Source organism: Enterococcus sp. LJL128, assembly GCF_056924295.1.
Genome location: NZ_JBXPBP010000008.1, coordinates 32682 through 58965, shown reverse-complemented (window position 1 = coordinate 58965; position 26284 = coordinate 32682). Strand labels below are relative to the sequence as shown.

The following is a 26284-nucleotide window of genomic DNA, read 5'->3' as shown; positions in this document are numbered from 1 at the left end:
TAAAAAAATGTGCCGGTCAAAATCTGAGACCGGCACATTTTTTATATTCTTAAAATTATAAGCATTTATTGACGTATAACTGATGTTGAATATTTTTAGGGCAGCTTTCAACTGCCGAAAATTTGAAGCTCCTTTGGTGTTTTAGTAAAAGCTTCACAACCGTTTTCAGTTACATAGACACAGTCCTCAATGCGGACACCCACTTTTTCCGGAATATAGATACCAGGCTCCAGCGAGAAACACATTCCTTTTTCAATCACTAAATCATTACCAGTTACGAGAGAAGGGTATTCATGAACCGTAGTTCCGATACCATGACCCAAACGATGATTGAAATATTCTCCATATCCGTATTTTTCAATAACTGAGCGGGCAATCTGATCTAACTCGCCAGCGGTTATTCCCGGCTTTACCGCTTGCTGTGCGGCTAATTGAGCTTGAAGTACAATACTGTAGATTTCTTCTTGAAAAGCTGTGGGCTCCTGATAAGCAATTGTACGAGTGACATCACTACAATAACCTTTCCAGACAACCCCTAGATCGAACAATACAAAATCACCCTTTTGCACCGTTGAACCGCCAGGAGTTCCATGGGGACTAGCTGCGTTTTTACCAGTTAGCACCAATGTATCAAAGCTCATGGAACGAACACCTTTACGTTTTAACTGATACTCAATTTCAGCAATGATTTCCTGCTCAGCAGCTCCTTCAGAGACCGCTTTAAAGCCAATTTCTAAAGCGACATCGGCCCAGTTTCCGGCTTCCATCAACAGTTCGATTTCCTCTGAAGTTTTAATCAGCTGTAGTTTTTCAATGACAGGAGTAACACTTACCGACATACTAGCATCTGGAAAATGGGTACGTAATGTTTCAAATCTCGCAACAGAGAGAAACTCTTTTTCTGTTGCAATCTTTTTAGGTTGTCCGTTTTGGCGGATGAGAGCAGCAATTTTTTCCCAAGGATTTTCACTGTCCAGATAGCCGTGGACTGGAAAGTCCCAAGTACTGTTTTGAGCATCTTCAATTTCCAATGCTGGAGTGAACAGGAAAGGATCTCCAGATTTAGAAATAAATAGGGCCAGTACTCGTTCATGGGGATCACTTTCATAGCCGGAAAAATAAGCAATATGATGGGGATCACTAATGTAAGTTAAGTCTATATTTAGACTGTCCATCCATTTTTTCAATTCATTGATTTTTGCCAAATTCATAGGTATCCTTCTTTCTATCTAATATTTTATAAACATTTTTCTGCATACTACTCCGTATCACTAAAAACGATGAATTTAAAGAGCCGATAAATTCTAAGAAGTCAATTTTCCAATGTTCTGTCAGAGGCTCCTTATTAGCTATAGAGAATAGAAATAGTAACTTTTTTTCGTGTATTTATTCGAACGTAACTATCATACCATGAAAAGGAATAATTTTGTTTTTGAAATTGGTTGTTTAAATTTCATGAAAATGGTATAAAAACGGTTGCAAAATAAAAATTTCTCTGCTATCCTAGTTAAGAAATGTAAATGAAGTTTTCAGAAAATGAAATCTAATAGATGATTAGGAGAAAAGCAAGATGGAAAAACAAACAATCACAATTTATGATGTTGCCCGTGAAGCCGACGTGTCTATGGCAACAGTTTCCCGAGTTGTTAATGGCAACCCGAATGTTAAACCGGCAACAAGAAAGAAAGTATTAGAAGTTATTGACAGACTGGATTATCGTCCAAACGCTGTAGCTAGAGGCTTAGCAAGCAAAAAAACAACAACTGTTGGTGTGATTATTCCAGACGTCAGCAATATCTTTTTCTCTTCATTGGCAAGAGGAATAGATGATGTAGCGACAATGTACAAATACAATATTATCTTAGCCAATTCTGATGGCAACGATCAGAAGGAAGTTAATGTACTGAATAATTTATTGGCGAAACAGGTAGATGGTATTATCTTCATGGGTCACCATATCACAGATGAGATTCGTGGAGAATTTTCGCGGTCTAAAACACCTGTTGTACTGGCTGGTTCTATTGATCCAGATGAACAGGTTGGAAGTGTAAATATTGATTATTCCGCAGCTACAAAGGACGCAACCGATCTTTTAGCTAAAAATGGAAATAAAAAAATTGCATTTGTTAGTGGTGCATTGATTGATCCTATTAATGGAAAAAACCGTATGAGCGGCTATAAAGAAGCATTAACAGAAAATGGTTTGTCTTATAATGAAGGTCTGATTTTTGAATCAGAATACAAATTTAAAGACGGCATTAATCTAGCTGAACGAATCCGCAACAGTGGTGCAACTGCTGCAGTTGTTACAGATGATGAACTTGCTATCGGCTTACTGGATGGTATGCTGGATGCGGGTATTAAAGTTCCAGAAGATTTCGAAATCATTACAAGCAATAATTCTTTACTGACTGAGGTTGCTCGTCCGAAGCTTTCAAGCGTGACTCAGCCTTTATATGACATTGGTGCAGTAGCTATGCGTTTACTGACAAAACTAATGAATAAAGAAGAAATCGAGGATAAAACTGTTATCCTTCCTTATGGTTTAGATAAAAAAGGCTCAACAAAATAATCAGAGTATTCTTTGTCATTGAGGACGAAAAATACTCAGCTTGGACTGTTGAGTAATTTAAATATGCAAAAGCTGAAATATGATGAACTCTGTTGTAATTCAGCTTTTTTTGATTAGAAGAAAGAAGAACAGATAAAAAATAGAAGCAGCGGATTCCAATTATTCAAGGGAATCCGCTGCTTTTATTTAACTAATCGGAATTTTCAGGTTCAACACCGGATGGCGACTCAATATTACCTTCCTGATTTCCACCGTTGTCCTGTCCGTTCTCTTGATTGTTTTCTTCTTTGTTTTCTTCCGAAGAAGAGGAAGAAGGTGTAGTATCTGAACTGTTTGAGTTGTTTGTATCGTTAGAATTATTGTTGTTATTTGTGTTATTACTATTATTGTTCGTGCCACTGTTGCTGCTATTATTGGTACCAGAGATATATTTACTCCAGTATGCCTGATAATTAGCATCTGATCCGCCAAAACCAAACTTATATTGACTATCAGCTGGACCATTTTTAGCAAAGTAAGAGACAACAGATTCGCTAGATACTGAATATTTGATGTTATTGTAAGTAAAGCCGCCAATCTTGTCGCCTGTTAGTTTAGAAACGGTTGCTTTAATCACATCATCAGAAAGAGTGAAGCGTTCTTCAGCATTAAATAAGTCTGGACGTACGTTATAAATAGCATTTGTCAGATGAGCCAGGTAGGTACTGTTTTGAATCCCGCTATTTGGGCTCATGACATTTCCTTCATCATAACCAGCCCATGAACTCAAAGTAATACTTGGGGTTGAAACAACGAGCCAGGCATCTTTATAATCATTTGTTGTACCCGTCTTACCAATCCAGTCTGCTGCTGCAAGCTGAGGATTAAGACCAGTAATGACATCTCGGAATGGCGTTGTAATTTTTGAGTCAATGACAGAGCGCATCAAATCATTCATAATCGTTGCCGTAGCTTGTGAATAAACTTGAACAGGGGCTTCCTGATGCTGATAGATAACATTTCCTTCATTATCAGTAATCTTTTCTATCATATAACCCTTTTGATAAACGCCTTTGTTGGCCAGTGCCTGAAAGCCATTTGTCTGTGTGTAAACAGAGGCTTCAACAGACCCCAATGGTGCAGATTCAAATGCCCAACCGTCAGCAGCAGGGTAGTTCATTTTACTCAAATAATTATTATAAGAGAAATTGTCATCGCCCATTTGCTCTTTTAATGCTTCATTCAAGTGATAAACTGGAATGTTATAAGACCATTCAAGGGAAGTGCGAACCGTATCGAAGGTATTGGTTCCACTGTTTGTCGCATTACCCAGCTCTTCGCCTGTTTTATATTTTGTTGGATAGTTGGCCAAACGGCTTTCCGAACCAATCATCCCTTGGTCAATGGCTGGACCATAAACAGAAATAGGTTTGATTGTTGAGCCGACCTGACGGTGGGTATCAAAGGCATGGTTATTTTGATTAATCTCATAGTTTCTTCCAGCCACAAATCCGATAATTTTCCCAGTTTGATTATCCATTAAGACATTTCCGGTTTCTACGGAAGCCGCTGCATAACCATCATCGAGAAGATAGCCGTAATTCGCTACAGCTTCTTGCATAGTGTTATATACAGTTGGATCAATAGTTGATTCGATGGTGTATCCTCGATTTTGAATTTGTCGTCTAGCCTGTTCCTCGTACTGAGTCAGTCCCAGCTCGTCCAAATCCTCTCTCTTCACACCAGCTTTTTCAATATTTACATCCATAATTGCTTCAACTGCCTGTTCCATTACAGTGTAGTAAAGGAAGCCCTCAGTTGTGGTATTTGCTGCTTCGGTAGGAAGAAAGTCCTGTTTCAAGTCATAGGCTTTTGCAGCCTCGTATTCATCTTTTGTAATTTTTTCTTCCCGGAACATATTAAACAAAACAAAATCTTTTCTTTTCATTCCAACAGCTAAATCCTCATCACTTTTCAGCTCACCTGTATTACGATAGGGAGTGTAGACAATAGGACTTTGCGGAAGCCCTGCAATAAAAGCGGCCTGAGGTAATGTCAGATCGTTTGCGCTCTTTCCAAATAATCCTTTTGCCGCTTCTTCAACACCAGCGATATTTTCTCCTTTATTGTTTCTGCCAAAAGGAGAGACGTTTAGATAGGTTGTAAGAATTTCATCTTTAGTAAAGTACTTTTCAATCCGGTAAGCAAGAAGAATTTCATTTGCTTTTCGTTTAAAGGTAGTTTCGTCTGTCAGGAGCTGCTGTTTTACCAGCTGCTGCGTTAAGGTTGAACCACCAGAAGAACCGCCGAAGCCAACAGAGTCAGCTAAAAGTGCCCGGACTAGTGCTTTTGGCACAACGCCGTCATGTTCTTCAAAATATTCATCTTCTGTGGAGATTACGGCATTTTTTAAAAGTGGAGAAATGTGTTCGCCGTCTACACGGGTTCGGATTAGATCAGATTTGATTGATGAAATCATTGATCCGTCAGCGTAAGTCATTTTTGAGACTTCGGTGATATCACTAATCTCCCGCTGGAGTTCTTCTTTCGTAGGAGGTTCTGTTCCTTCAACTAAAGAGGCAAAATAGCCCATACCTATTCCTAGACCTAATGAGCCGCCTAAAAGAATGGCAACAACAGCAAACAAAATTACTGCTTTCAATACACGAACAAGTACATTAAAAGATAAAAGGGCATTTTTTTTATTGACCAGCTTATGTAAATTCTGTTTGTTATTGTTTGAATTGTTCTGATTATCCAAAAACTTCACCTCGACATGTCAATTCATATATTCCGTGATATTATAGCAAAAAAAAGAGATAATGAACAGTTGTTCCGTCTTTTATCGAAAAAACTTTAATTTCTTAAGAAAAATCCCGTGTTTTGTCTTTTATTTGGGGTCTGAATCAGTTAATATTGGAGGATAGGAGAAAAATAACTCCAGTAAAAAAGTGTGGGAGGAAACGAAATGAGCACAGATTTTTTTGATGAACTAAAAGCACGCGGACTTGTTCATCAAACAACAGATGAACAAGCACTAAAAAAACAATTGAATGATGAGTCTGTTAAGCTTTATATCGGGTTTGACCCGACAGCTGACAGTTTACATATCGGACATTTATTACCGGTTCTGATGCTGCGGCGTTTTCAATTAAACGGTCATGTTCCTATTGCCTTGGTAGGCGGAGGAACTGGGATGATTGGCGATCCTTCTTTTAAGGATGCAGAGCGTAGCCTGAACACACTGGATACGGTAAAAGATTGGTCGAATAGCATCAAAGGTCAGCTTTCACGTTTTATTGATTTTGATGATGAGACAAATCCGGCTATTCTTGCTAATAACTATGACTGGCTGGGAGAAATCTCGCTGATTGATTTCCTAAGAGATGTTGGGAAAAACTTTACGATTAATTACATGATGAGTAAAGAGAGTGTGAAACGCCGCATTGAAACTGGGATTTCCTATACGGAATTTGCTTACCAGCTGCTCCAAGCGTATGATTTTCTGAAGCTGTATGAAACACAAGGCTGTTTACTACAACTGGGCGGTAGTGACCAATGGGGAAATATTACCTCTGGGATTGAGCTGCTGCGTCGTGAGAAAGAAGTACAAGGTTTTGGCTTAACTATGCCGCTGATTACAAAAGCAGATGGTACAAAATTTGGAAAAACAGAAGGAAATGCTGTTTGGCTTGATGCAGACAAAACTTCTCCTTATGAGTTCTATCAATTTTGGATTAACACAGATGATCGTGATGTAATCAAGTTTTTGAATTACTTTACCTTCCTCTCTTTAGATGAAATTGCTGCGATTGAAAAAGCATTCAAAGAGGCACCTGAACAAAGAGCAGCTCAAAAAGCATTGGCTAAAGAGGTAACGACACTTGTTCATGGAGAAGAGGCTTACGAGCAGGCGGTTAAAATTTCTCAAGCGTTGTTCAGTGGAGATATCAAAGGTTTGAATGCTGACGAAATTTTGCAAGGCTTTAAGGATGTCCCTTCTTATGAAGTTCAAACAGAGGATTCAGCAAATATTATTGAGTTGCTGATTGCAGCTGGTATTGAACCTTCTAAACGTCAAGCTAGAGAAGATGTACAGAATGGGGCTATTTATATCAATGGAGAGCGGATGCAGGATGTCGGCTTCGAATTGTCTGATAATGAAAAAATTGAAGGGCAGTTTATAGTCGTTCGCCGAGGCAAGAAAAAGTATTTCCTATTGAAATATTAACAAGTTAAGCTGGCAGGACAGAAATGAATAAATTACAGAACTTGGAACAAAAGCAGGAACTTGCTGGTTTTGTTTCAAGTTTTTTTATTCGGGGAAGAAGAACTTCGTCAATAATCTGGGTACTCCAAGTAAAATTAGGTTTTTTTATTTATAGGAAACGATTTTTCTAATGTTCTACACTAGTGTTGCAAAGAAAATAAGATAGTTCATCATGCTTCAGACCAATAGAATAGGCAGTGAGCCGGAAGCAACTCGGCAGAAAATGATGGCCGAGTTCATTCCTAAATGAAGTCAAACAAGCAGTGTTAAAAGCAGCTTGTAATTCCTTATCTGCTTTTAACACTGCTTGTTCTTGGTTTTGAAGTATAGCTATCCATAGATAAAAAGTGCTGATGTGTTTTCCGTGAAGGATTTTCCACCAGCACAAACAATTAAAGTTCTTTGCATTTTTGAGATTAGATCGCTTCCGTATTTTCTTTGATTCTGAAAAGAACAATTTTTTTTATTACCTCCCAGGGAAGCTCTTTGTTTACAGGAAACTGGATTGCTCCTTTAGAGGTTTTATATCCGGTCAGGTCCTCTTGAAAAGCAGAAACCGCAGAGGGAGTTGGATAAAAGCCGATGTGTTTGCTGGCGTTAGCGAAATGAACCAGATTGCCGTTTAAATAAAAAGTTGGCATACCGTAGGAAATTTTTTCTTCAGCCTGAGGAACCAGCTCCTTGATAAAATGATAAAGCTCTGTCAGCAGCTCTTGTCTATCTGCTGGGCTTTTTTGGATATATGCTTCAATTGGTGTAGTCATGTGTTCTCTCCTTTACTTTTTTAGAAACAAGCGGTATTTCGCTTTTTATCTGCTGTTACATAAAAGCCTTTTCGCCTATATACCATTCCTGCTATACTATCATTTAACAGGAATGTTCTTTCAACTACTCCAGTATACCTTGGAAAGAATAAATTAGCATCTACTGCAGCTGTTTTTTTATCAAAGGAAATTCTTGTACAATTTCAAGACAAAATAAAAGAGGTCGAGATAAAGCATTAGTTTTCTACAAGCTTGTCTACAGTTTTCACTCTGTTGCAATACTCGAAGCATACAAAGTCTGAAACGCCGTTTATTCGCATTTTAGAGAAAGAAGAGCAGGTATTTACCTATGTCCTAAACTCAAAAGAAGTTATAAAATAGATAGCATATAAAGGAGAAAGTAATGACTCGTTCAATCGTAGAAAAATTACAATTAGATAAGTATAAAAACAAGTTGATTTTAGGGCGGCCGAAGCCTGCATATTTTTCAGAATTAAGCTTTGAATATGAAAACCAGGCAAGCATACCGGTGGACTTAATCATTGCTTTTGTGGAGGATATGGCGAGTTTTAAAAAATGTGTTCAACACGTCGCGGAAAAGCAGCTGTTGACTGAACAAGGTGTATTATATGTTGCCTATCCGAAGAAGGGTAATAAATTGTATAAGACGTTTGTTCATCGGGACGAGATTTTCCCAACTTTGAAAGTCAATGAAGCAGATGGGTATGTGGAAGGAACCGAATTGAAGTTTAATCGAATGGTTCGTTTAGATGATACATTCACAATTGTCGGTATTAAGTATTTACCAAAAAGCAAAAATAAACCTGTAAAAAAGAGTCAGTCTGTTCAGGAATATACAGAGTTGGTTCCAAAGGTTCAGGAAGCATTGTCTGGTAATCCGAAAGCTTTGCAGTTTTTTAATGAGCTGACACCTGGCTATCAGAGAGGTTGGGCGCAATATATTTATAGTGCCAAGCAACGTGCCACGCAAGAGAAAAGGCTGGTGGAAGCGATCGAGCTGCTGGAAAAAGGCTTTAAGTCGAAAAATTTATATCAGCAGTTTCTAGCCAGAGATGAATAGGAATGGAAAGTCTATAGCGGACATGCTAGAGCCAGTGCAGCAACAACTACTATAAAATTCTAAAAAAAGCGGCTATTCAAAAAATTATATAGCCTTGTTAACTGTGTACAGCATACGAAGAGCCGTTGTTTTGATTGTGCTGATTTGAAGCAAAAAGATTGTTTTTTCAGGTATTTTCACTTAATCTGAAAAGGATGAAGACTAGAGGAGGAAAAGAATGTTAATAGGGTCACATGTAAGTATGAGTGGAAAGAAAATGTTGTTGGGGGCGGCAGAGGAAGCAGCAAGCTATAAGGCTTCGACGTTTATGATATACACAGGAGCTCCCCAAAATACCAGAAGGAAACCAATTGAAGAGATGAATATTGAGGCTGGCGAAGCCTTCATGGCAGACCATGGCATTAGCAACATTGTTGTGCATGCTCCTTATATTATTAATCTGGGAAATACGATAAAACCAGAAAATTTTGGCTTTGCTACAGAATTCCTGCGGCAGGAAATTCAGCGTGCAGAAGCATTGGGCGCAAAACAGATTACACTGCACCCAGGTGCTCATGTAGGTGCTGGGGTAGATGCAGGTCTGCAGCAGATTATCAAAGGACTTAACGAAGTTTTAACAAAGGAACAAGTACCGCAGATAGCGCTTGAAACGATGGCAGGTAAAGGCACTGAGCTGGGGCGGACTTTTGAAGAGCTGGCTGTAATCATTGATGGTGTCACATTAAACGATAAATTATCTGTTACACTGGACACTTGTCATACAAATGATGCTGGTTATAATGTGAAAGAAGACTTTGATGGTGTATTGGAAGAATTTGATAAAATTATTGGACTGGATCGTTTAAAAGTAGTTCATGTGAATGATTCTAAAAATCCAATGGGTTCTCATAAAGACCGTCATGCCAATATCGGCTTCGGTACGATTGGTTTTGATGCATTGAATGGCGTCGTACATCACGAAAAGCTGGCTGCTTTACCTAAAATTTTGGAAACACCCTATGTAGGTGAAGACAAAAAGACGAGCAAAGCACCTTACGGCTACGAAATCGCGATGTTAAAATCCGGAAAATTTGATTTTGACTTATTAGATAAGATTCAGAAACAGAACTAATTAAGAATGCAAAAGGGCTTTTAAAAAATTTCTTTTGAGGAATCTTTTAAAATGCCTTTTCTTTTTCTATGCTTTCTAGTAAAATGATTTCTTGAGAGCATTTATATGACTTAAATTTGAAGCTTAGTATGAATAGAATTACTTTTTTACAGAAAAAAGACGCCATACTCATTAGCTTTTTATGATGGAAAGGAGAGATTTAATATGTCAACAGGAGTTGTAGTTTTAATTGCAGTAATCGCTTTAATCGCTGGTGCGGTAGGCGGATTTTTCCTTGCCCGTAAAGCAATGCAGGACCATCTGAAAAAAAATCCTCCCGTTAATGAGGATATGTTGCGAATGATGATGGCATCGATGGGACAGAAGCCTTCTGAGAAGAAGATTCGTCAAATGATGCAGCAAATGAAGAACCAAGGGGATAAGTAAATCCTTTTGCTAATCATCATATTTGGAGCTGAAACGGGCAGATTTTTTGTCCGTTTTTTTGTGTCTTCAAAAACAGTAGTGGAAAGGGGTTCGTAAAAATGGGGAAAAAGAATAGAAAACGAGTGATTAGTGAGTAGAAGTTGTGTTAGGAGGAAGGTAAATGTCAGTTTTTAAGAAATTAAGCTGGTTTTTCAAAAAAGAAAAAAGAAGTTATATTATTGGGATTTTTGCATTAGTGATGGTGGCGCTTGTTCAGCTTGTACCGCCTAAGGTCATTGGTGTAGTAGTAGATATTATAGACCAGGATGGATTTAGCTTCAGTCAGATAGTGTTCTGGATAAGTATCCTGCTGGCGGCTGCACTCGCACAATATGTGTTTCGTTATATATGGCGAAAACATATCTGGGGCGGGGCGGCTCGATTAGAAAAAGAACTGAGAAGGCAGCTGTTTTATCATTTTACAAAGATGGACAGTATTTTTTATCAGAAACACCGTACAGGAGATTTAATGGCTCATGCAACGAATGACTTGAATGCTATTCAGAATGTTGCAGGAGCAGGAATTCTAACCTTTGCAGATTCATTTCTGACTGGAGGCAGTACGATTATTGCTATGGTGTTGTTTGTCGATTGGCGGTTAACATTGATTGCTTTGGTTCCGCTGCCGTTGCTGGCATTGATGTCTCGAATTCTTGGTTCAAAGCTCCATGATGCTTTTAGAGATTCTCAAGCCGCTTTTTCAGCGATTAATGAGAAAACGCAGGAAAGTATTACTGGAATCAAAGTGATAAAAACCTTTGGGCAGGAAAAAGAAGACATTAAGGATTTTACTGAAAAAATCGATGATTCGATTGTTAAAAATAAACGAGTAAATTTTTTAGATGCATTGTTTGATCCATTTATTACCCTGATTATTGGCATCTCGTATGTTCTAACGATTATTGCGGGCGGTCATTTTATTATGAAGGATATTATTTCCTTAGGACAGCTGGTTTCATTTATCAGCTATATTGGGATGCTGGTGTGGCCGATGTTTGCCATTGGCCGATTGTTCAACGTTCTTGAGAGAGGGAATGCCAGTTACGATCGGGTGAATGAATTGCTGCATGAAAAGACACACATTATTGAACGTCAGGATGCCATTCAGACACCAGCCAAAGGAACATTATCAATGTCTATTGCTTCATTTTCTTATCCAGGAGAGGAAGAAGCAACCCTCAAAGATATCGATTTTACAATTAATGAAGGTCAGACTTTAGGAATTGTTGGTAAAACAGGAGCAGGAAAAACAACGGTTCTGAAGCTGCTTCTGCGGGAATATGATAATTATCAAGGGCAGATTAGACTAGGGGGATACAATGTCAAAGATTATTCTTTGGACGCTTTGCTGACAGGTATCGGTTACGTTCCCCAAGATCATTTTCTGTTTTCCATGTCTGTGCGGGACAACATTCGCTTTGCAGATCCTTCATTATCACAGGAGGAAGTGGAAAAAGCTGCTCAAATGGCTTTTATTGATGAGGATATTAAAGGCTTCGCCAAAGGGTACGATACAATGGTCGGCGAACGAGGTGTCTCCCTTTCAGGAGGACAAAGACAAAGGATATCAATTGCCAGAGCTGAGATTATTGATCCGGAGCTGCTAATTTTAGATGATGCTTTATCAGCAGTAGATGCCAAAACGGAAGAAGCAATTTTAAGTAATCTAAAAGCAGCTAGACAAAATAAAACCACAATCATTTCTGCTCACAGATTGAGTAGTGTTATGCATGCGCAGGATATCATTGTTTTAGATAAGGGCCAAATCATTGAACGGGGAACTCATTCGGCACTACTGGAAAAAAATGGCTGGTATCGTCGTATGTGGGATAAACAGCAGCTGGAAGCGAAAATCGAAGGGAGTGAAGAGTAATGGAGGAACAACAATCTGCATGGTCCAAATCGATTCCTGTCAAAGAACAGGTAACGATTGTGAGACGTCTATTCAACTATGCAAAGCCTTTTCGGAATACGTTTGCTGGAGCTATCGGCTTTGCGTTTATTCTGTCAGTTATTAATGCACTATTGCCGAGAATTATACAATTGTTGATGGATAACTACTTAACAACTAAAACAGCGACTTCTCAGATTATCTATTTGTTTGCAGGACTTTATCTGCTTGGAATTATTTTGAAAAGTATTATCTGGTTTTTTCAGTGGTTCCTATATTCCATGGCTTCACTGAAAACCTATCAATACATTCGGGTAAAACTATTTGAAAAGCTGCAGACCTTAGGTATGCGTTATTTCGATCAGACACCGGCAGGGTCAATTGTTTCTCGTGTGACAAATGATACAGAAACTCTGTTTGAATTCTGGTATGTTTTTTTGATGGTGTTGACTGGAATTTTTGCAGTAATCTCTTCTTTTGTCGGTATGCTGCAAATAGATTCAAAGATTGCTTTTTGCATCTTGTTATTCCTGCCGGTGCTGTTGGCTGTAATTGCTTATTATCAAAAATTCAGCTCCCGTATTTATCGGAACATGAGAGAAAGACTGAGTCAGTTAAATACCAAGCTGAACGAATATATTTCTGGTATGCAGATTATTCAGCAGTTTAGACAAGAAAAAAGACTGGAAAATGAGTTTGAAAAAACAAATGAAGAATATCTGCAGACAAAATTTGCGATGATTCGTGTGAATTCGTTGCTTTTAAGTCCGATTATTAATTTGCTGTACGCTTTAGCAGTATCAGTTGCACTGTCTTTGTTTGGGCTGGACGCATTGGATTCACCAGTTAAGGTGGGGCTTATTTACGCATTTGTCACTTATGTTCAAGCCTTTTTTCAACCAATGACGCAAATGATGGATTTTCTAAGTATTTTCACTGATGGTATGGTTGCAGGCAGCCGTATTTTGAAAATTTTTGATACGGAAGAAGAAACTCCTCAGCAGGAACCGGATGCAGATGGAGAAATTCAGGATGGAAAAATAGAATTTAGAAATGTTAGTTTTTCGTATGATGGAGAAAATTATGTACTGAGAAATATCAGCTTTACAGCGAATCCGGGCGAAACGATTGCCCTAGTAGGACATACTGGAAGCGGAAAAAGCTCAATTATTAATGTGCTGATGCGTTTCTATGAGTTTTACGAAGGGGAAATTCTGTTGGATAATCGAAATATTCGGGAATATCCATTAACAGAATTGCGTAAGAAAATGGGACTGGTATTGCAGGATGCGTTTATGTTTTACGGAGATATTGCCGGGAACATTCGAATGCTGAATAAGAACATCAGCGATGAAAAGATTGAAGAAGCTGCACGCTTTGTTCAAGCAGATAAGTTCATCGAAACGTTGCCGAATCAATACCACGCCAAAGTCATTGAACGAGGCGCAAGCTATTCAAGCGGGCAACGGCAGCTGATTTCTTTTGCACGAACAATGGTGACAGATCCTAAGATTCTGGTATTGGATGAAGCAACAGCAAATATTGATACAGAAACAGAAGGGCTTATCCAAGAAGGCTTAGCTAATATGAGGCAAGGACGGACTACAATAGCTATTGCTCACCGTCTTTCAACGATTCGGGATGCTAATCTGATTTTAGTTTTAGAAAAAGGACACATCGTTGAACAGGGAAATCATGAGGAATTACTGAAGCTGGAAGGTCTGTATGCAGATATGTACAAGCTTCAAAACAGTGAAGTCTAATAGAAAAAATACTGGTGCTGAAAAGTCATTACATGGTTTACTTTCAGTGCCAGTTTTCTGTATTGAGAGGGGGAGAAACGATGATTTACACCAGGCGAACAATTCTGAGACCGTTTGACTCTTTGGATTTGGCTGATCTATATGCATATAGCAGAATTAGCGGATTGGGCGAACAAGCAGGCTGGAAACATCATGAAAGTCTGTCAGAAGCCGAAAAGATGCTGTGGCGGTTTTTGAAAAGCGGGTTTACTTTTGCTATTGTTTTGCACGAAAATGCTAGAGTAATTGGGCATATTACTGCACATGAGGACTCTGTAGATGGGAGAACAGATACTAAAGAGCTGGGATTTGTGCTGCATCCTGGCTATCAGGGTCAAGGCATTATGGCAGAGGTTATCGAAAATTTTCTTCCTTATTTATTTAATCAAGGGATTGTTAAGATCTATGCCTGTTGTTTCCAAGTAAACCGCCCTTCAAAAAAACTAATTGAAAAATGCGGCTTTCAGTTTGATCAGGAAGGTGAATTTGTTTCAAAATCTCTTAACCAGACTTTTCCCTCCTATGAATATTTGCTGACTAAAGCAGAATGGGAAGCTAGAAAGTAAGAGGCGTAAGCTAGAGATAAGAAAGGTTTTTGACTAAACTACACTTAGCGTTGTTGTTTCAAAAGATATCGAATGATAAAATTGTTTTGGGATGAAAAAAATAAAGGAGCTATACTGTATGTATACAGATTTCATTTTTATGCTATCTATCTTCGATATTCTTTATGATGAAAATTTTTCTAAGGTATGTAAATTGCTGCATATTAACTGGGATGATGATTGGATGGCAGCGAAATATGACCAAATTATTAGTGGTCAAGGGGAAGCAGTAATTCTCCATTCAGTATCTAATCAGCATGAGCTTCTATTCTTTGACTTACATCTTGGTTTTACGGATCAGCATAATATGGTCTTGATTGGTGTTCGCTGCAGCGAACATAGTTCGTTTGAAATCAAGCCGCTGCTCAAAAAAATCTATGATACAGCAGATGTGAAAAGTCTTCAAATGGAACAAGGGGGTTCTCTTCTTGATGAAAAGATTAAAGTCTCTAATTATCCTAAAAAAATGATGACTGTAACAAAAATTAACGGGCAGGAAGTATACGAATATGAACAACGGCTGGAGTGTTATTAAAGCTTCTGATTGAACAAGAGCAAAGAAATGGAAATTACAGTCAATCTTTTAAAGAGATTGTGTTATTATGATAAAGGTGTCTGCTTAGGCAGATAAATAGACAATCAAAGGTTTAGGTTGTAAAGTAAATATACTTGAAAAAAAGAACATTTATTCTTGTTTTTTTCTTCGGAGGACAGAAATGCTTTTGTTGTCTTAAAACAGAAACAGCTGTTCCACTTTGAAAATAACAGTTCTTGATAAGAGAGAAAAGGAGAATGACTTATGTATGATGTGATTGTGATTGGTGCAGGACCAGCAGGAATGACTGCTGCACTTTATGCTTCCCGTTCCAACCTGTCTGTTTTGATGATTGAACGCGGCGTACCAGGAGGACAAATGAATAATACCGCAGAAATAGAGAACTATCCTGGGTTTGATTCAATTATGGGGCCGGATCTTTCGTTGAAAATGTATGATAGTGTAGAAAAATTTGGAACAAAAAATGTCTACGGCATGGTTTTAGATATTAAGGATCATGGAGATTACAAAGAAATTATTTGTGAAGATACTACATATGAAGGTAAAACAGTGATTATTGCTACCGGCTGTGTGCATAGAAAATTGGGTGTAGCTGGTGAAGAAGAATATGCTGGACGAGGTGTTTCTTACTGTGCCGTATGTGATGGTGCATTTTTCAGAAACAAACACTTGATGGTCATTGGTGGTGGAGATTCAGCAGTTGAAGAAGCGGTGTATCTGACTCAGTTTGCTTCTGAAGTAACTATTGTTCACCGTAGAGATGAATTACGTGCCCAGAAAATCATTCAAGATCGTGCATTTGCCAATGAAAAAATCAATTTTGAGTGGAATTCTGTTTTAGAAGAGATTATCGGAAATGACATGGCTGTGACAGGGGTTCAGTTGAGAAATGTGAAAACGAATGAAGTGAAAGAAACAGCGGCAGATGGTGTCTTTATCTACGTAGGATTGGATCCGCTGACTGAGCCTTTCCGTTCAAGCGGCATTACAAATGAAGAAGGCTGGATCATTACTGATCAGGAAATGAGAACCGCAATTCCAGGTGTTTATGCGATTGGCGATGTTCGGGAAAAGACATTGAGACAAATTACAACAGCTGTTGGTGAAGGCGGAATCGCTGGACAACAGGTTTATAAATATCTAGAAGAAATGAAAGAGTCCGAAGTAAAAATCAGCGAATAATTAAAAAAATATAGTACCAAACAAGATGATTGGTTTTATATCAAATAATTCCTCGTAAGATAAAAAGTGAATACAATCATAGAACTTGAAATGAAAAACAGAGAATATCTGATTTTTCTTTCAAGTTCTTTTTTGAGAAAGGCAACACAATTGTTAATTCTAGATTTGTTTATAGAGCTGTGAGAATATTCACTCTGCGTTCTTTAGAATAACGAAAAAAATAAAATAACGATTGGTTTGTTTTGACTTTTATCAGATAATGCTTTATTATGAGTTTGATTATAGAATTGAATATGAATTGTTAGGTGAGGCTCCTATATGGACACAGGCTGCTGCCGCGAAAGAATCGAGAGACTCTTAGTTGGTTGAACAGGAATGATCGTGAAGGTTATTCATAACGTAGCTGATAAGAAATTATCTACGCCCTATAGTGCTAAAGCTCAACGATAGAGAAACTATTATTTAAGTTGCTATTTTAACGCACACTCTATTGTTGAGTGTGCGTTTTGCTATTTAACACGGATTGCTAGCAATCAGATGTTAAATAGTACAAGGCGAGAGAAAAAGAGCGTTGTGACATCTGTTTGAATCACTGCGATTGTCTACAGAGCAGATGATGAAAAGTACTTGGCGAACGAAGAGAGCGAAGTATCGCTTAAATCAGACAAGGCTGTGAACAGGAGCATGCAGGAATTATTCAATACTTAAAATAAAGGGAAAGACAGAGAGGAAGATTATCATGGAAGACCCACATCAGAGGCGAATGAACAATAATCTTTGTCTGATCGGATAGAACTTTTCTTTTCCGGTTAGGCAGAATAATCGGGGGAAAAGATAATGATGAATAAAAAATTAACAGATTTTAAAAAAGAAACAAAAGAGCAAGAACTAAAAAAACTGGCATTATTATCAGAACGGGAATTAATGATGGAACTGCGGACATCAGAAAGAGGGCTTTCTACAGAGGATGCAGAGCAGCGTTTAGAAGAATTTGGTCCTAATGAAGTATCAGCACAAAAGCCAACGCCTGCACCGCTGATGTTTTTAGAGGCTTTCAAAGATCCTTTTGTTTTTGTACTAGCACTATTGATGGTTGTATCCGCTGTAACAGGCGATTATGAAGCGGCAATTGTGATGGGCCTAATGATTCTAGCTAGTGTTGTTATCACGTTTGTGCAAGAATATCGTTCTCAAAAAGCAAGTTTGGCATTGAAAGAACTGATTGAAAATACAACGGCTGTTACTCGGGATGGAGAAACGAAAGAAATTCCTATGGATGAAGTGGTGCCAGGAGACATTGTGACTTTAGCAACCGGGGATATGATTCCAGCGGATGCAGTTTTGTTTTGGACAAAGGATTTGTTTGTGAACCAGTCTTCTTTAACAGGAGAATCAATGCCAGTAGAAAAATTTGTTGAGGCAGGGATTACAACAGACCAACAAGAGGTTTCCGCATTAGACATGCAGGATTTGATTTTTATGGGAACTGATGTGTTGAGTGGTCAGGGAAAAGCAATTATTTTAAAAACAGGGCAGCGGACATTTTTTGGAGATATTGCTAAAAATGCAACAACGCAAAGAGGGAAAACCTCCTTTGACATTGGTTTGACTAAAGTTAGCAAGTTTCTGCTGCGGATGGTTGTTGTACTATTTCCAATCGTCTTTTTGATTAATGGTTTAACAAAAGGCGAGTGGGGAGAAGCCTTCTTCTTTGCAATCGCTGTTGCAGTAGGGTTAACGCCTGAAATGCTGCCGATGATTGTAACCAGCAATTTGGCCAAAGGAGCCCTTAGCTTGTCTAAGCATAAAGTAATCGTAAAGGAATTACCATCTATTCAAAATCTTGGTAGTATGGATGTTTTGTGTACAGACAAAACTGGAACAATCACAGAAGATCGAGTTGTTCTGGTTCAACACCTGGATCCGTTAGGTGATGAGAATGAGCAGGTACTGGATATGGCGTTCCTGAACTCTCATTATCAGACTGGTTGGAAAAACCTTATGGATATTGCTGTAATCAACTACTATGAAGAAAACAACCGCCAGGCCCCATTTCAATCAGTCACAAAGCTGGATGAAATTCCTTTTGATTTTTCAAGAAGAAGGCTGACTGTAGTTGTGAATGGTGATGGCCATCAAATTATGGTGACCAAAGGCGCTGTGGAAGAGATGGAAGCAGTGTGTACACATGCTGAGATTAACGGAGAGGTTGTAGCATTAACCGAAGAACTGCGGCAAAATATGCGGGTTGTCAACCGGCGGATGAATGAGCAGGGAATGCGTGTGATTGCTGTTGCTGTGAAAAAAGATGTTCATAGTGAACCAATTTATAATACAGAAGATGAACAGAATATGACATTGATTGGGTTTATGGGATTTTTAGATCCAGCCAAAAAATCTGCTATTACTGCAATCCGCTCTCTCCATGAGCATGGTGTAAATGTGAAGGTATTGACAGGAGACAATGATATTGTCGCAAAGAAAGTGTGTAGTGATGTAGGCATTGAGGTTTCTCATGTTGTTTTAGGTACAGAGCTTGATGAACTGTCAGAGGAACAACTGGCGGAGGAAGTCGAAAAGACGAATCTATTTGCGAAGCTGAATCCTATGCAAAAATCACGACTGATTGAAGCGCTGCAAAAGAATGGTCATACTGTAGGATTTATGGGAGATGGCATAAACGATGCCCCAGCTCTGAGAAAAGCAGATGTGGGTATTTCAGTAGATACAGCAGCTGATATTACAAAGGATGCCAGTTCAATAATCCTGCTTGAAAAGAGCCTCAATGTACTTGAATCAGGTGTAATTGAAGGACGTAAGGTTTTCAGCAACATGATGAAATATATCAAGATTACCATTAGTTCAAATTTTGGAAATGTTTTTTCCATTTTAGTAGCCAGTGCATTTCTGCCATTTCTACCTATGTTATCCATTCAACTGCTGATTCAAAATCTGATTTACGATGTCGCTCAGTTGACAATTCCGTGGGACAATGTTGATGAGGAAGAACTGGTGAAACCTGTTCGCTGGGAAATTAACAGTTTAGCCAAATTTACATTATGTATTGGTCCTGTCAGCAGTATTTTTGATATCATGACCTACTTGGTTATGTGGTTTGTTTTCAGTGCTAATACGGTAGCTAGTCAAAGTTTATTCCAAACAGGATGGTTTGTAGTTGGCTTGGTAAGCCAGACTTTAGTGGTTCATATGGTTCGTACAAGAAAGCTGCCGTTTATTCAAAGTATTGCATCAGTACCTGTTATAATGACAAGCTTGGCTGCCATTATATTGGGAATCGGCTTAGTATTAAGTCCCCTTAAAGCTGTTTTTGATTTCACTGCTCTGCCAGGTGCTTACTGGGGCTGGTTTATCGTCATTATTTTGCTATACTTAATTACTGTGGAATTTGCGAAAAGACTATATATTCGTTTGACAAAGGAATGGATTTAACAGCGAATAATTTAAAAAGGATTTCGACTTTTGTCGGAATCTTTTTTTATAAAGTGACTAGTGATTAATATAATACATATTGTTTCACATTTTTAATTATTTCCCGTATCATTAATATGTAGGTATTGCTTACAATTTTAAAAGATGATAGCTATTGAAATGAAAATACATAAAGCTCTTTTAGGGAATAACAATAATAGGAATTTTTTTTTGAAAAGGGATTTTTTAAAGCATGAGAGCTTTATTTAAATTCTTTAAACTCCTTTTGACAAAAGTTAAATTGAAGGATACGACTATTTTGTTTTCTAATCATTTTTCAATGGTTATGATTGGAAAGTTAATAAGTGAGCAAGTAGAATAAGTGTAGATAATTACTACAATTAATGAGCTGTTATATTTTTTTGATGTAAATACTGTAACAGCAGTTGGAATAAAGCAAAAACAGCTAGGAAACAGAATGAAACGTTTTCTTGCTTGTGATTTTTATCACTAACCGCTGTTTTATCAGTCTTTTTAAGGCTAAGTCTTTTTTCCTGGAAAATAGAATATTTTACTTGCTCTTTTCATTGATTAATGATAATTTGTATATGTAGCCGATAAAGTGATACAGTTTAAATTGCTGTTTCATTTTTTCGAAATAATAAGAATCGTTAATAGAGAGGATTGTGTGACAAAATGGCAAAGAAGCAAAAACCTATTGATTTCAACCAATTAATGGACGAAGTCAACGCAGAGTTCCCAACTTATCAAGTATTGGATCAAGAGGGGAAAGTAGTAAACAAAGATTTAGTACCAGATTTATCCGATGAAGAACTAGTAGAATTGATGACACGTATGGTTTGGTCCCGTGTACTTGATCAACGCTCAACTGCGTTGAACCGCCAAGGACGTTTGGGCTTTTATGCTCCAACTGCTGGACAGGAAGCAAGTCAGCTGGCAAGTCATTTTGCGATGGAAAAAGAAGATTATTTGTTACCAGGTTATCGCGATGTGCCTCAACTTGTACAACATGGTCTTCCTTTGAAAGAAGCATTTCTATGGTCAAGAGGACATGCTGGCGGGAATATGTATGCTGAAGATTTAAATGCAATGCCTCCACAAATTATCATTGGAGCGCAATATATCCAAGCAGCAGGTGTTGCTCTTGGTATGAAGAAACGCGGAAAGAAAAACGTTGTCTTCACGTATACTGGCGACGGTGGTTCTTCTCAAGGGGACTTCTATGAAGCAATTAACTTTGCTGGCGCTTATCAAGCAAATGGTGTATTCATTATTCAAAATAATGGTTTTGCAATTTCCACTCCTCGTGAGAAGCAGACTGCTGCTAAAACACTAGCACAAAAAGCTGTAGCGGCTGGAATTCCCGGGATTCAAGTAGATGGTATGGATCCATTGGCTGTTTATGCTGTAGCTAAAGAAGCGCGCGACTGGGCAGCAGAAGGAAATGGTCCAGTATTGATTGAAACACTAACTTACCGTTATGGTCCGCATACATTGTCTGGTGATGATCCAACTCGTTACCGTTCAAAAGAAATGGACGGCGAATGGCAAGCAAAAGATCCGTTGATTCGTTTCCGTAACTACTTAACTGAAAAGGGTTTGTGGTCTGAAGAAAAAGAAGAACAAATTATTGAAGAAACAAAAGAACAAATTAAAACTGCAATTGCAGAAGCTGATAAAGTTGGCAAACAAAAAGTTTCTCACTTCCTGAAAAACATGTTTGAAGTTCAACCACAAAGTATTAAAGAACAAATTGCAATTTACGAAGCAAAGGAGTCGAAATAATCATGGCACAAAAAACAATGATTCAAGCTATTACTGATGCTCTAGCTCTTGAGCTGGAGAACGACGAAAATGTATTGGTTTTTGGTGAAGATGTTGGTAAAAACGGCGGTGTATTCCGTGCAACAGAAGGCTTACAAGAAAAGTTTGGCGAAGATCGTGTATTCGATACTCCTTTGGCTGAGTCCGGTATTGGCGGATTGGCATTTGGACTAGCTTTAGAAGGATACCGTCCAGTTCCTGAAATTCAGTTTTTCGGTTTTATCTTTGAAACAATGGATGCAGTAGTGGCTCAAATGGCACGTACTCGTTACCGTATGAGCAGTACAAGAAATATTCCAGTAACAATTCGTTCTCCATTTGGCGGCGGCGTTCATACACCTGAACTTCATTCGGATAATTTAGAAGGTTTGATGGCTCAATCTCCAGGATTGCGCGTGGTTATCCCATCTAACCCTTATGATGCCAAAGGCTTGTTGATTTCTTCTATTAGAAGTAATGACCCTGTTGTATTTTTAGAGCATATGAAATTGTATCGTTCATTCCGTGAGGAAGTGCCGGACGAAGCTTACGAAGTACCTTTAGACAAAGCAGCTGTTACCCGTGAAGGAACAGATGTGTCAATTATCACTTATGGTGCAATGGTTCGTGAAGCAATTAAAGCTGCAGAAAATCTTGAAAAGGAAAATATTTCTGTAGAAATCATCGATTTGCGCACAGTCGCTCCACTTGATATCGAAACAATTATTGCTTCGGTTGAAAAAACTGGACGTGTGGTTGTTGTTCAGGAAGCTCAAAAACAAGCGGGCGTTGCTGCCCAAGTGGTTTCAGAAATTTCAGAAAGATCTATTCTTTCACTACAAGCACCAATTGGCCGTGTATCAGCACCAGATACCATCTTCCCATTTGGTCAAGCGGAAAATATTTGGTTGCCTAACGCTTCTGATATCGAAGCAAAAGTGAAGGAAATCGCTGAATTTTAATAAGTAAAGAAGGGAAGAAAGAAACGATGGCTTATCAATTTAAACTACCGGATATCGGTGAAGGAATCGCAGAAGGCGAAATCGTAAAATGGTTCGTTAAAGTCGGCGATACAATTAATGAAGATGATACACTTTTAGAAGTGCAGAACGATAAATCAGTGGAAGAAATTCCATCTCCAGTGACTGGAACAGTAAAGAATATTGTTGTATCAGAAGGTACTGTAGCAAATGTTGGTGATGTACTGGTTGAAATTGATGCACCAGGACATGAAGACAATGAAGGCGATAGCGGGGTTGCGGCTCAAGAGCAAACCCCTGCACAGCCCGCAGCGACTCCAACAGCAGCTGCTGATTCCAATACAGGGGTTTTCCAATTCAAATTACCAGATATTGGTGAAGGAATTGCAGAAGGCGAAATCGTAAAATGGTTCGTCAAAGAAGGCGATACAATTAATGAAGACGATACCCTTTTAGAAGTGCAAAATGATAAATCAGTGGAAGAAATTCCGTCGCCAGTGACTGGGACTGTGAAGAAAATTGTTGTATCAGAAGGTACTGTAGCAAATGTTGGTGATGTACTGGTTGAAATCGATGCCCCGGGACATAATTCAGCTCCTTCAAGTAGTGCAGCATCAGCAGCACCTGCGAAAACAGAAGCAGCGAGTGCGCCAGCTACTGAATCGACTGGAGTTGTTGCAGCAGCTGATCCAAACAAGCGGGTCTTAGCAATGCCGTCAGTACGTCAATATGCTCGTGAAAAAGATGTAGATATCACTCAGGTATCAGCAACTGGTAAAGGTGGACGTGTCGTTAAAGAAGATATTGACAGCTTCTTAACTAATGGTGGTTCAGTATCGGCTGCAGAAACTACTGCACCAGCGAAGGATACAGCTTCTACATCTGCAGAAACAACGGCAGCTGCACCAGTTAAGCCGGCACAGACATTTACTTCAAGCCTGGGTGAATTGGAAACACGTGAAGCAATGACACCAACACGTAAAGCGATTGCGAAAGCAATGGTAAACAGCAAACATACAGCTCCGCATGTGACCCTGCATGATGAAGTAGAAGTATCCAAGCTATGGGATCATCGTAAGAAATTCAAAGATGTTGCTGCAGAAAATGGTACAAAATTAACATTCTTGCCATATGTTGTTAAAGCATTGACAGCAACTGTTCAAAAATTCCCTGTGTTAAATGCCTCAATTGATGATGCAAAACAGGAAATCGTTTATAAAAATTACTTTAATATTGGGATTGCAACAGATACGGATCATGGTCTGTACGTTCCTAATGTTAAAAATGCGAACACAAAGAGTATGTTTGCTATTGCTGATGAGATTAATGAAAAAGCCGGTCTGGCAGTAGAAGGAAAATTAGCTGCTCAGGACATGCGTGATGGAACTATCACAATCAGCAATATTGGTTCAGTTGGCGGCGGCTGGTTTACACCAGTTATCAACTACCCTGAAGTCGCTATTTTAGGTGTAGGAACAATTGCTCAACAACCAGTAGTAAATGCGGATGGTGAAATTGTTGTAGGTCGCATGATGAAACTTTCAATGAGTTTCGACCACCGTATTGTTGACGGTGCAACTGCTCAAAAAGCAATGAACAACATCAAACGTTTACTAGCTGATCCAGAATTATTATTGATGGAAGGATGATTGACAAATGGTAGTAGGAGATTTTGCCATTGAATTAGATACAGTTGTAATCGGTGCGGGACCTGGCGGCTATGTAGCTGCCATCCGTGCTGCCGAAATGGGACAGAAGGTCGCGATTATTGAACGCGAATTTATCGGCGGAGTTTGTCTGAATGTAGGATGTATTCCTTCTAAAGCGCTAATCGCTGCTGGTCATCATTATCAAGAATCACTGGATTCAACTTTGTTTGGTGTAACGACTGAAAATGTTTCATTAGATTTCGGGAAAACACAGGAATGGAAAGATAACAAAGTTGTTAATACATTAACTTCCGGTGTAGGCATGCTTTTGAAAAAGCACAAAGTAGAAATTATTGAAGGAGAAGCATTTTTTGTAGATGATCATACACTTCGTGTTATTCATCCGGATTCTGCACAAACATACTCATTCAATAATGCAATTGTTGCAACTGGCTCTCGCCCAATTGAAATTCCAGGATTTAAGTTCGGCGGACGTGTTCTGGATTCAACAGGCGGATTAAACTTAAAGGAAGTACCAGAAAAGTTCGTAATTATCGGCGGCGGTGTTATTGGCGCAGAACTGGGTGGCGCTTATGCTAATCTTGGTTCTGAAGTAACGATTATTGAAGGAACTCCTTCAATTTTACCAACTTATGAAAAAGATATGGTGAAGCTTGTTGTCGATGATTTTGCCAAAAAAGGTGTGAAGATTGTCACTTCTGCTATGGCAAAAGAAGCAGTCGATAACGGTGACAGCGTAACTGTTAAATACGAAGTAGATGGTAAACAAGAAGAAGTAACTGCGGATTATGTGATGGTTACGGTAGGTCGTCGTGCGAATACAGATGATTTAGGACTTGAACAAGCAGGTGTTGAGCTTGGTGAGCGCGGCTTAATCAAAGTAGACAATCAAGGACGTACAAATGTATCGAATATCTTTGCAATCGGAGATATCGTTCCAGGAGCCGCTCTAGCTCATAAAGCTAGTTATGAAGCAAAAATCGCAGCAGAAGCCATTTCTGGCAAAAAAGTAGCTGTTGATTATAAAGCAATGCCGGCAGTAGCCTTTACAGATCCTGAGTTAGCATCTGTTGGGATGACTGTTGCAGAAGCAAAAGAAGCTGGAATTGAAGCCAAAGGCTATAAATTCCCGTTCGCCGGTAACGGCCGCGCTATCTCATTAGGCAAAACAGAAGGCTTTGTCCGTCTGGTAACGACTGTTGAAGATAACGTGATTATCGGTGCTCAAATTGCTGGTGTAGGCGCAAGTGATATGATCTCTGAAATGGCGCTAGCTGTTGAATCAGGGATGAATGCGGAAGACATTGCATTGACTATCCACCCACACCCTTCTCTAGGGGAAATTGTTATGGATGCTTCTGAATTGGCTTTAGGTTTGCCAATCCATATTTAAGCATATCATATATTTTGTCACACAGAAAAACCGGGCTGGCCAAGCCCGGTTTTTTACTATAAAATTCAAAAAAAGAAACCGATAAAATCAAAGGATAGGTTTCTTTTTTTTTTAGTTATATTTTATTGTTCTTCCTAAAACGACCACCAAATATACCAACTAATTTTTCTATAATCCAGTTTTTTTGATTAATTGCATGCACAATCCTTAGCGGAAATAACAGAAAAGTTTTTGCTCATAATCTGAAGAGTAGCATATAGATGGGCTGGCAACAAATCAATCAGTAAATGTTTTCAGGCTCTCCTGATACAAAAGATCATCAATTTCCGGGATAGTTAATTGCTGAATAATACCATAAATAACCACAGCATCCCAGCTGTTTTTAGGATAAAGCTGAGCAAAACCGGTTTTTTTCAGCAACTCATTCAGCTCATCTAAAGTCAGTGTCATACCGATTCCCAGAGCAATCAGACGCTCTCTAGGCGGCTTTCGCTTTCCATCAAAGTACTGATAACCAGTAGCTTCGGCAATCCCGGCTTTTCTTAGCACAGAGCTTTTAGAAAGTTTTTTTTTATTCAACCAGTCAGAAAGCTGCTGCTCTATATTGTATTCAATTGTATGAGGTTTTGTTTCAGAAATTGCGGTTTTAAAACTTTCAGCTTGTTTTAAAGAATTCAATAATTGATGTGTTTCTTTTTCTTTCATTTTCT

Annotated in this window: 19 protein-coding genes and 1 riboswitch; of the genes, 15 read left to right on the top strand and 4 right to left on the bottom strand. The window is 38.7% G+C overall.

Features of this window, described 5'->3' with window-relative positions:
* Positions 1-107: 107 nt before the first annotated feature.
* Positions 108-1211 (bottom strand): M24 family metallopeptidase, encoded by a 1104-nt coding sequence (locus tag AC1Z3K_RS10970; protein ID WP_426082398.1) that lies wholly within the window; start codon positions 1209-1211, stop codon positions 108-110.
* Positions 1212-1570: 359 nt separating this feature from the next.
* Between AC1Z3K_RS10970 and ccpA the strand changes: the two genes are divergently transcribed.
* Positions 1571-2572: a catabolite control protein A gene (gene ccpA / locus AC1Z3K_RS10965; protein WP_461732758.1), complete on the top strand. Its 1002-nt coding sequence runs from the start codon at positions 1571-1573 to the stop codon at positions 2570-2572.
* Between the two features lie 190 nt (positions 2573-2762).
* On the opposite strand, the gene AC1Z3K_RS10960 is transcribed toward ccpA, so the two are convergent.
* A complete protein-coding gene (locus AC1Z3K_RS10960; RefSeq protein WP_461732757.1) occupies positions 2763-5312 on the bottom strand; it encodes a transglycosylase domain-containing protein in 2550 nt (849 codons plus the stop codon).
* 207 nt (positions 5313-5519) lie between these two features.
* Between AC1Z3K_RS10960 and tyrS the strand changes: the two genes are divergently transcribed.
* Positions 5520-6782 carry a tyrosine--tRNA ligase gene (tyrS, locus tag AC1Z3K_RS10955; protein WP_461732756.1) on the top strand — a complete coding sequence of 421 codons (1263 nt, stop codon included), beginning with the start codon at positions 5520-5522 and terminating at the stop codon, positions 6780-6782.
* Between the two features lie 455 nt (positions 6783-7237).
* Here the strand turns inward: tyrS and AC1Z3K_RS10950 are convergent, their stop codons facing one another.
* The gene (locus tag AC1Z3K_RS10950) at positions 7238-7585 is read right to left on the bottom strand and encodes an iron chaperone (protein WP_426082403.1); all 348 of its coding nucleotides are present in this window, start codon (positions 7583-7585) and stop codon (positions 7238-7240) included.
* Positions 7586-7988: 403 nt separating this feature from the next.
* On the opposite strand from AC1Z3K_RS10950, the gene AC1Z3K_RS10945 reads away from it, so the two are divergent.
* The 13 genes from AC1Z3K_RS10945 to lpdA all read left to right on the top strand — a co-directional run bounded on the left by AC1Z3K_RS10945 (position 7989) and on the right by lpdA (position 25574).
* A complete protein-coding gene (locus tag AC1Z3K_RS10945) occupies positions 7989-8666 on the top strand; it encodes a YdeI/OmpD-associated family protein (RefSeq protein ID WP_461732755.1) in 678 nt (225 codons plus the stop codon).
* Between the two features lie 217 nt (positions 8667-8883).
* Complete coding sequence (locus AC1Z3K_RS10940) at positions 8884-9777, top strand: deoxyribonuclease IV (RefSeq protein WP_461732754.1); 894 nt, start codon at positions 8884-8886, stop codon at positions 9775-9777.
* A 204-nt stretch (positions 9778-9981) separates the two neighbouring features.
* Positions 9982-10203: a YneF family protein gene (locus AC1Z3K_RS10935; RefSeq protein WP_086348183.1), complete on the top strand. Its 222-nt coding sequence runs from the start codon at positions 9982-9984 to the stop codon at positions 10201-10203.
* Between the two features lie 160 nt (positions 10204-10363).
* On the top strand, positions 10364-12115 hold the full coding sequence (locus tag AC1Z3K_RS10930) for an ABC transporter ATP-binding protein (RefSeq protein WP_461732753.1): 1752 nt from the start codon (positions 10364-10366) through the stop codon (positions 12113-12115).
* Positions 12115-13896: an ABC transporter ATP-binding protein gene (locus AC1Z3K_RS10925; protein WP_461732752.1), complete on the top strand. Its 1782-nt coding sequence runs from the start codon at positions 12115-12117 to the stop codon at positions 13894-13896. Before AC1Z3K_RS10930 ends, AC1Z3K_RS10925 begins: the two co-directional genes overlap by 1 nt.
* Positions 13897-13976: 80 nt before the next feature.
* The gene (locus AC1Z3K_RS10920) at positions 13977-14501 is read left to right on the top strand and encodes a GNAT family N-acetyltransferase (protein WP_461732751.1); all 525 of its coding nucleotides are present in this window, start codon (positions 13977-13979) and stop codon (positions 14499-14501) included.
* A 118-nt stretch (positions 14502-14619) separates the two neighbouring features.
* Positions 14620-15075 carry a hypothetical protein gene (locus AC1Z3K_RS10915; protein WP_461732750.1) on the top strand — a complete coding sequence of 152 codons (456 nt, stop codon included), beginning with the start codon at positions 14620-14622 and terminating at the stop codon, positions 15073-15075.
* 264 nt (positions 15076-15339) lie between these two features.
* Positions 15340-16278 (top strand): thioredoxin-disulfide reductase, encoded by a 939-nt coding sequence (trxB, locus tag AC1Z3K_RS10910; RefSeq protein WP_461732749.1) that lies wholly within the window; start codon positions 15340-15342, stop codon positions 16276-16278.
* Between the two features lie 290 nt (positions 16279-16568).
* A riboswitch (M-box (ykoK) riboswitch) is annotated at positions 16569-16737 on the top strand.
* 378 nt (positions 16738-17115) lie between these two features.
* Entirely contained in the window at positions 17116-19728 is a 2613-nt protein-coding gene (gene mgtA / locus AC1Z3K_RS10905; protein WP_461732748.1) for a magnesium-translocating P-type ATPase, read from the top strand.
* A 675-nt stretch (positions 19729-20403) separates the two neighbouring features.
* A complete protein-coding gene (gene pdhA, locus AC1Z3K_RS10900; protein ID WP_461732747.1) occupies positions 20404-21513 on the top strand; it encodes a pyruvate dehydrogenase (acetyl-transferring) E1 component subunit alpha in 1110 nt (369 codons plus the stop codon).
* A gap of 2 nt (positions 21514-21515) precedes the next feature.
* On the top strand, positions 21516-22493 hold the full coding sequence (locus AC1Z3K_RS10895) for an alpha-ketoacid dehydrogenase subunit beta (RefSeq protein ID WP_461732746.1): 978 nt from the start codon (positions 21516-21518) through the stop codon (positions 22491-22493).
* A 26-nt stretch (positions 22494-22519) separates the two neighbouring features.
* Positions 22520-24160 (top strand): dihydrolipoyllysine-residue acetyltransferase, encoded by a 1641-nt coding sequence (locus tag AC1Z3K_RS10890; RefSeq protein ID WP_426082414.1) that lies wholly within the window; start codon positions 22520-22522, stop codon positions 24158-24160.
* Between the two features lie 7 nt (positions 24161-24167).
* Positions 24168-25574, top strand: a complete 1407-nt coding sequence (gene lpdA / locus AC1Z3K_RS10885; RefSeq protein WP_461732745.1) for a dihydrolipoyl dehydrogenase — start codon at positions 24168-24170, stop codon at positions 25572-25574.
* A 276-nt stretch (positions 25575-25850) separates the two neighbouring features.
* Here the strand turns inward: lpdA and AC1Z3K_RS10880 are convergent, their stop codons facing one another.
* Positions 25851-26279 (bottom strand): XRE family transcriptional regulator, encoded by a 429-nt coding sequence (locus tag AC1Z3K_RS10880; RefSeq protein WP_426082417.1) that lies wholly within the window; start codon positions 26277-26279, stop codon positions 25851-25853.
* Between the last annotated feature and the right edge of the window lie 5 nt (positions 26280-26284).

Bases quoted from the DNA above. Each gene is read 5' to 3' on its own strand.
- AC1Z3K_RS10970 (WP_426082398.1), bottom strand. From the start codon at position 1,211: ATGAATTTGGCAAAAATCAATGAATTGAAAAAATGGATGGACAGTCTA.
- ccpA (WP_461732758.1), top strand. From the start codon at position 1,571: ATGGAAAAACAAACAATCACAATTTATGATGTTGCCCGTGAAGCCGAC.
- tyrS (WP_461732756.1), top strand. From the start codon at position 5,520: ATGAGCACAGATTTTTTTGATGAACTAAAAGCACGCGGACTTGTTCAT.
- AC1Z3K_RS10950 (WP_426082403.1), bottom strand. From the start codon at position 7,585: ATGACTACACCAATTGAAGCATATATCCAAAAAAGCCCAGCAGATAGA.
- AC1Z3K_RS10945 (WP_461732755.1), top strand. From the start codon at position 7,989: ATGACTCGTTCAATCGTAGAAAAATTACAATTAGATAAGTATAAAAAC.
- AC1Z3K_RS10940 (WP_461732754.1), top strand. From the start codon at position 8,884: ATGTTAATAGGGTCACATGTAAGTATGAGTGGAAAGAAAATGTTGTTG.
- AC1Z3K_RS10935 (WP_086348183.1), top strand. From the start codon at position 9,982: ATGTCAACAGGAGTTGTAGTTTTAATTGCAGTAATCGCTTTAATCGCT.
- AC1Z3K_RS10930 (WP_461732753.1), top strand. From the start codon at position 10,364: ATGTCAGTTTTTAAGAAATTAAGCTGGTTTTTCAAAAAAGAAAAAAGA.
- AC1Z3K_RS10925 (WP_461732752.1), top strand. From the start codon at position 12,115: ATGGAGGAACAACAATCTGCATGGTCCAAATCGATTCCTGTCAAAGAA.
- AC1Z3K_RS10920 (WP_461732751.1), top strand. From the start codon at position 13,977: ATGATTTACACCAGGCGAACAATTCTGAGACCGTTTGACTCTTTGGAT.
- AC1Z3K_RS10915 (WP_461732750.1), top strand. From the start codon at position 14,620: ATGTATACAGATTTCATTTTTATGCTATCTATCTTCGATATTCTTTAT.
- trxB (WP_461732749.1), top strand. From the start codon at position 15,340: ATGTATGATGTGATTGTGATTGGTGCAGGACCAGCAGGAATGACTGCT.
- mgtA (WP_461732748.1), top strand. From the start codon at position 17,116: ATGATGAATAAAAAATTAACAGATTTTAAAAAAGAAACAAAAGAGCAA.
- pdhA (WP_461732747.1), top strand. From the start codon at position 20,404: ATGGCAAAGAAGCAAAAACCTATTGATTTCAACCAATTAATGGACGAA.
- AC1Z3K_RS10895 (WP_461732746.1), top strand. From the start codon at position 21,516: ATGGCACAAAAAACAATGATTCAAGCTATTACTGATGCTCTAGCTCTT.
- AC1Z3K_RS10890 (WP_426082414.1), top strand. From the start codon at position 22,520: ATGGCTTATCAATTTAAACTACCGGATATCGGTGAAGGAATCGCAGAA.
- lpdA (WP_461732745.1), top strand. From the start codon at position 24,168: ATGGTAGTAGGAGATTTTGCCATTGAATTAGATACAGTTGTAATCGGT.
- AC1Z3K_RS10880 (WP_426082417.1), bottom strand. From the start codon at position 26,279: ATGAAAGAAAAAGAAACACATCAATTATTGAATTCTTTAAAACAAGCT.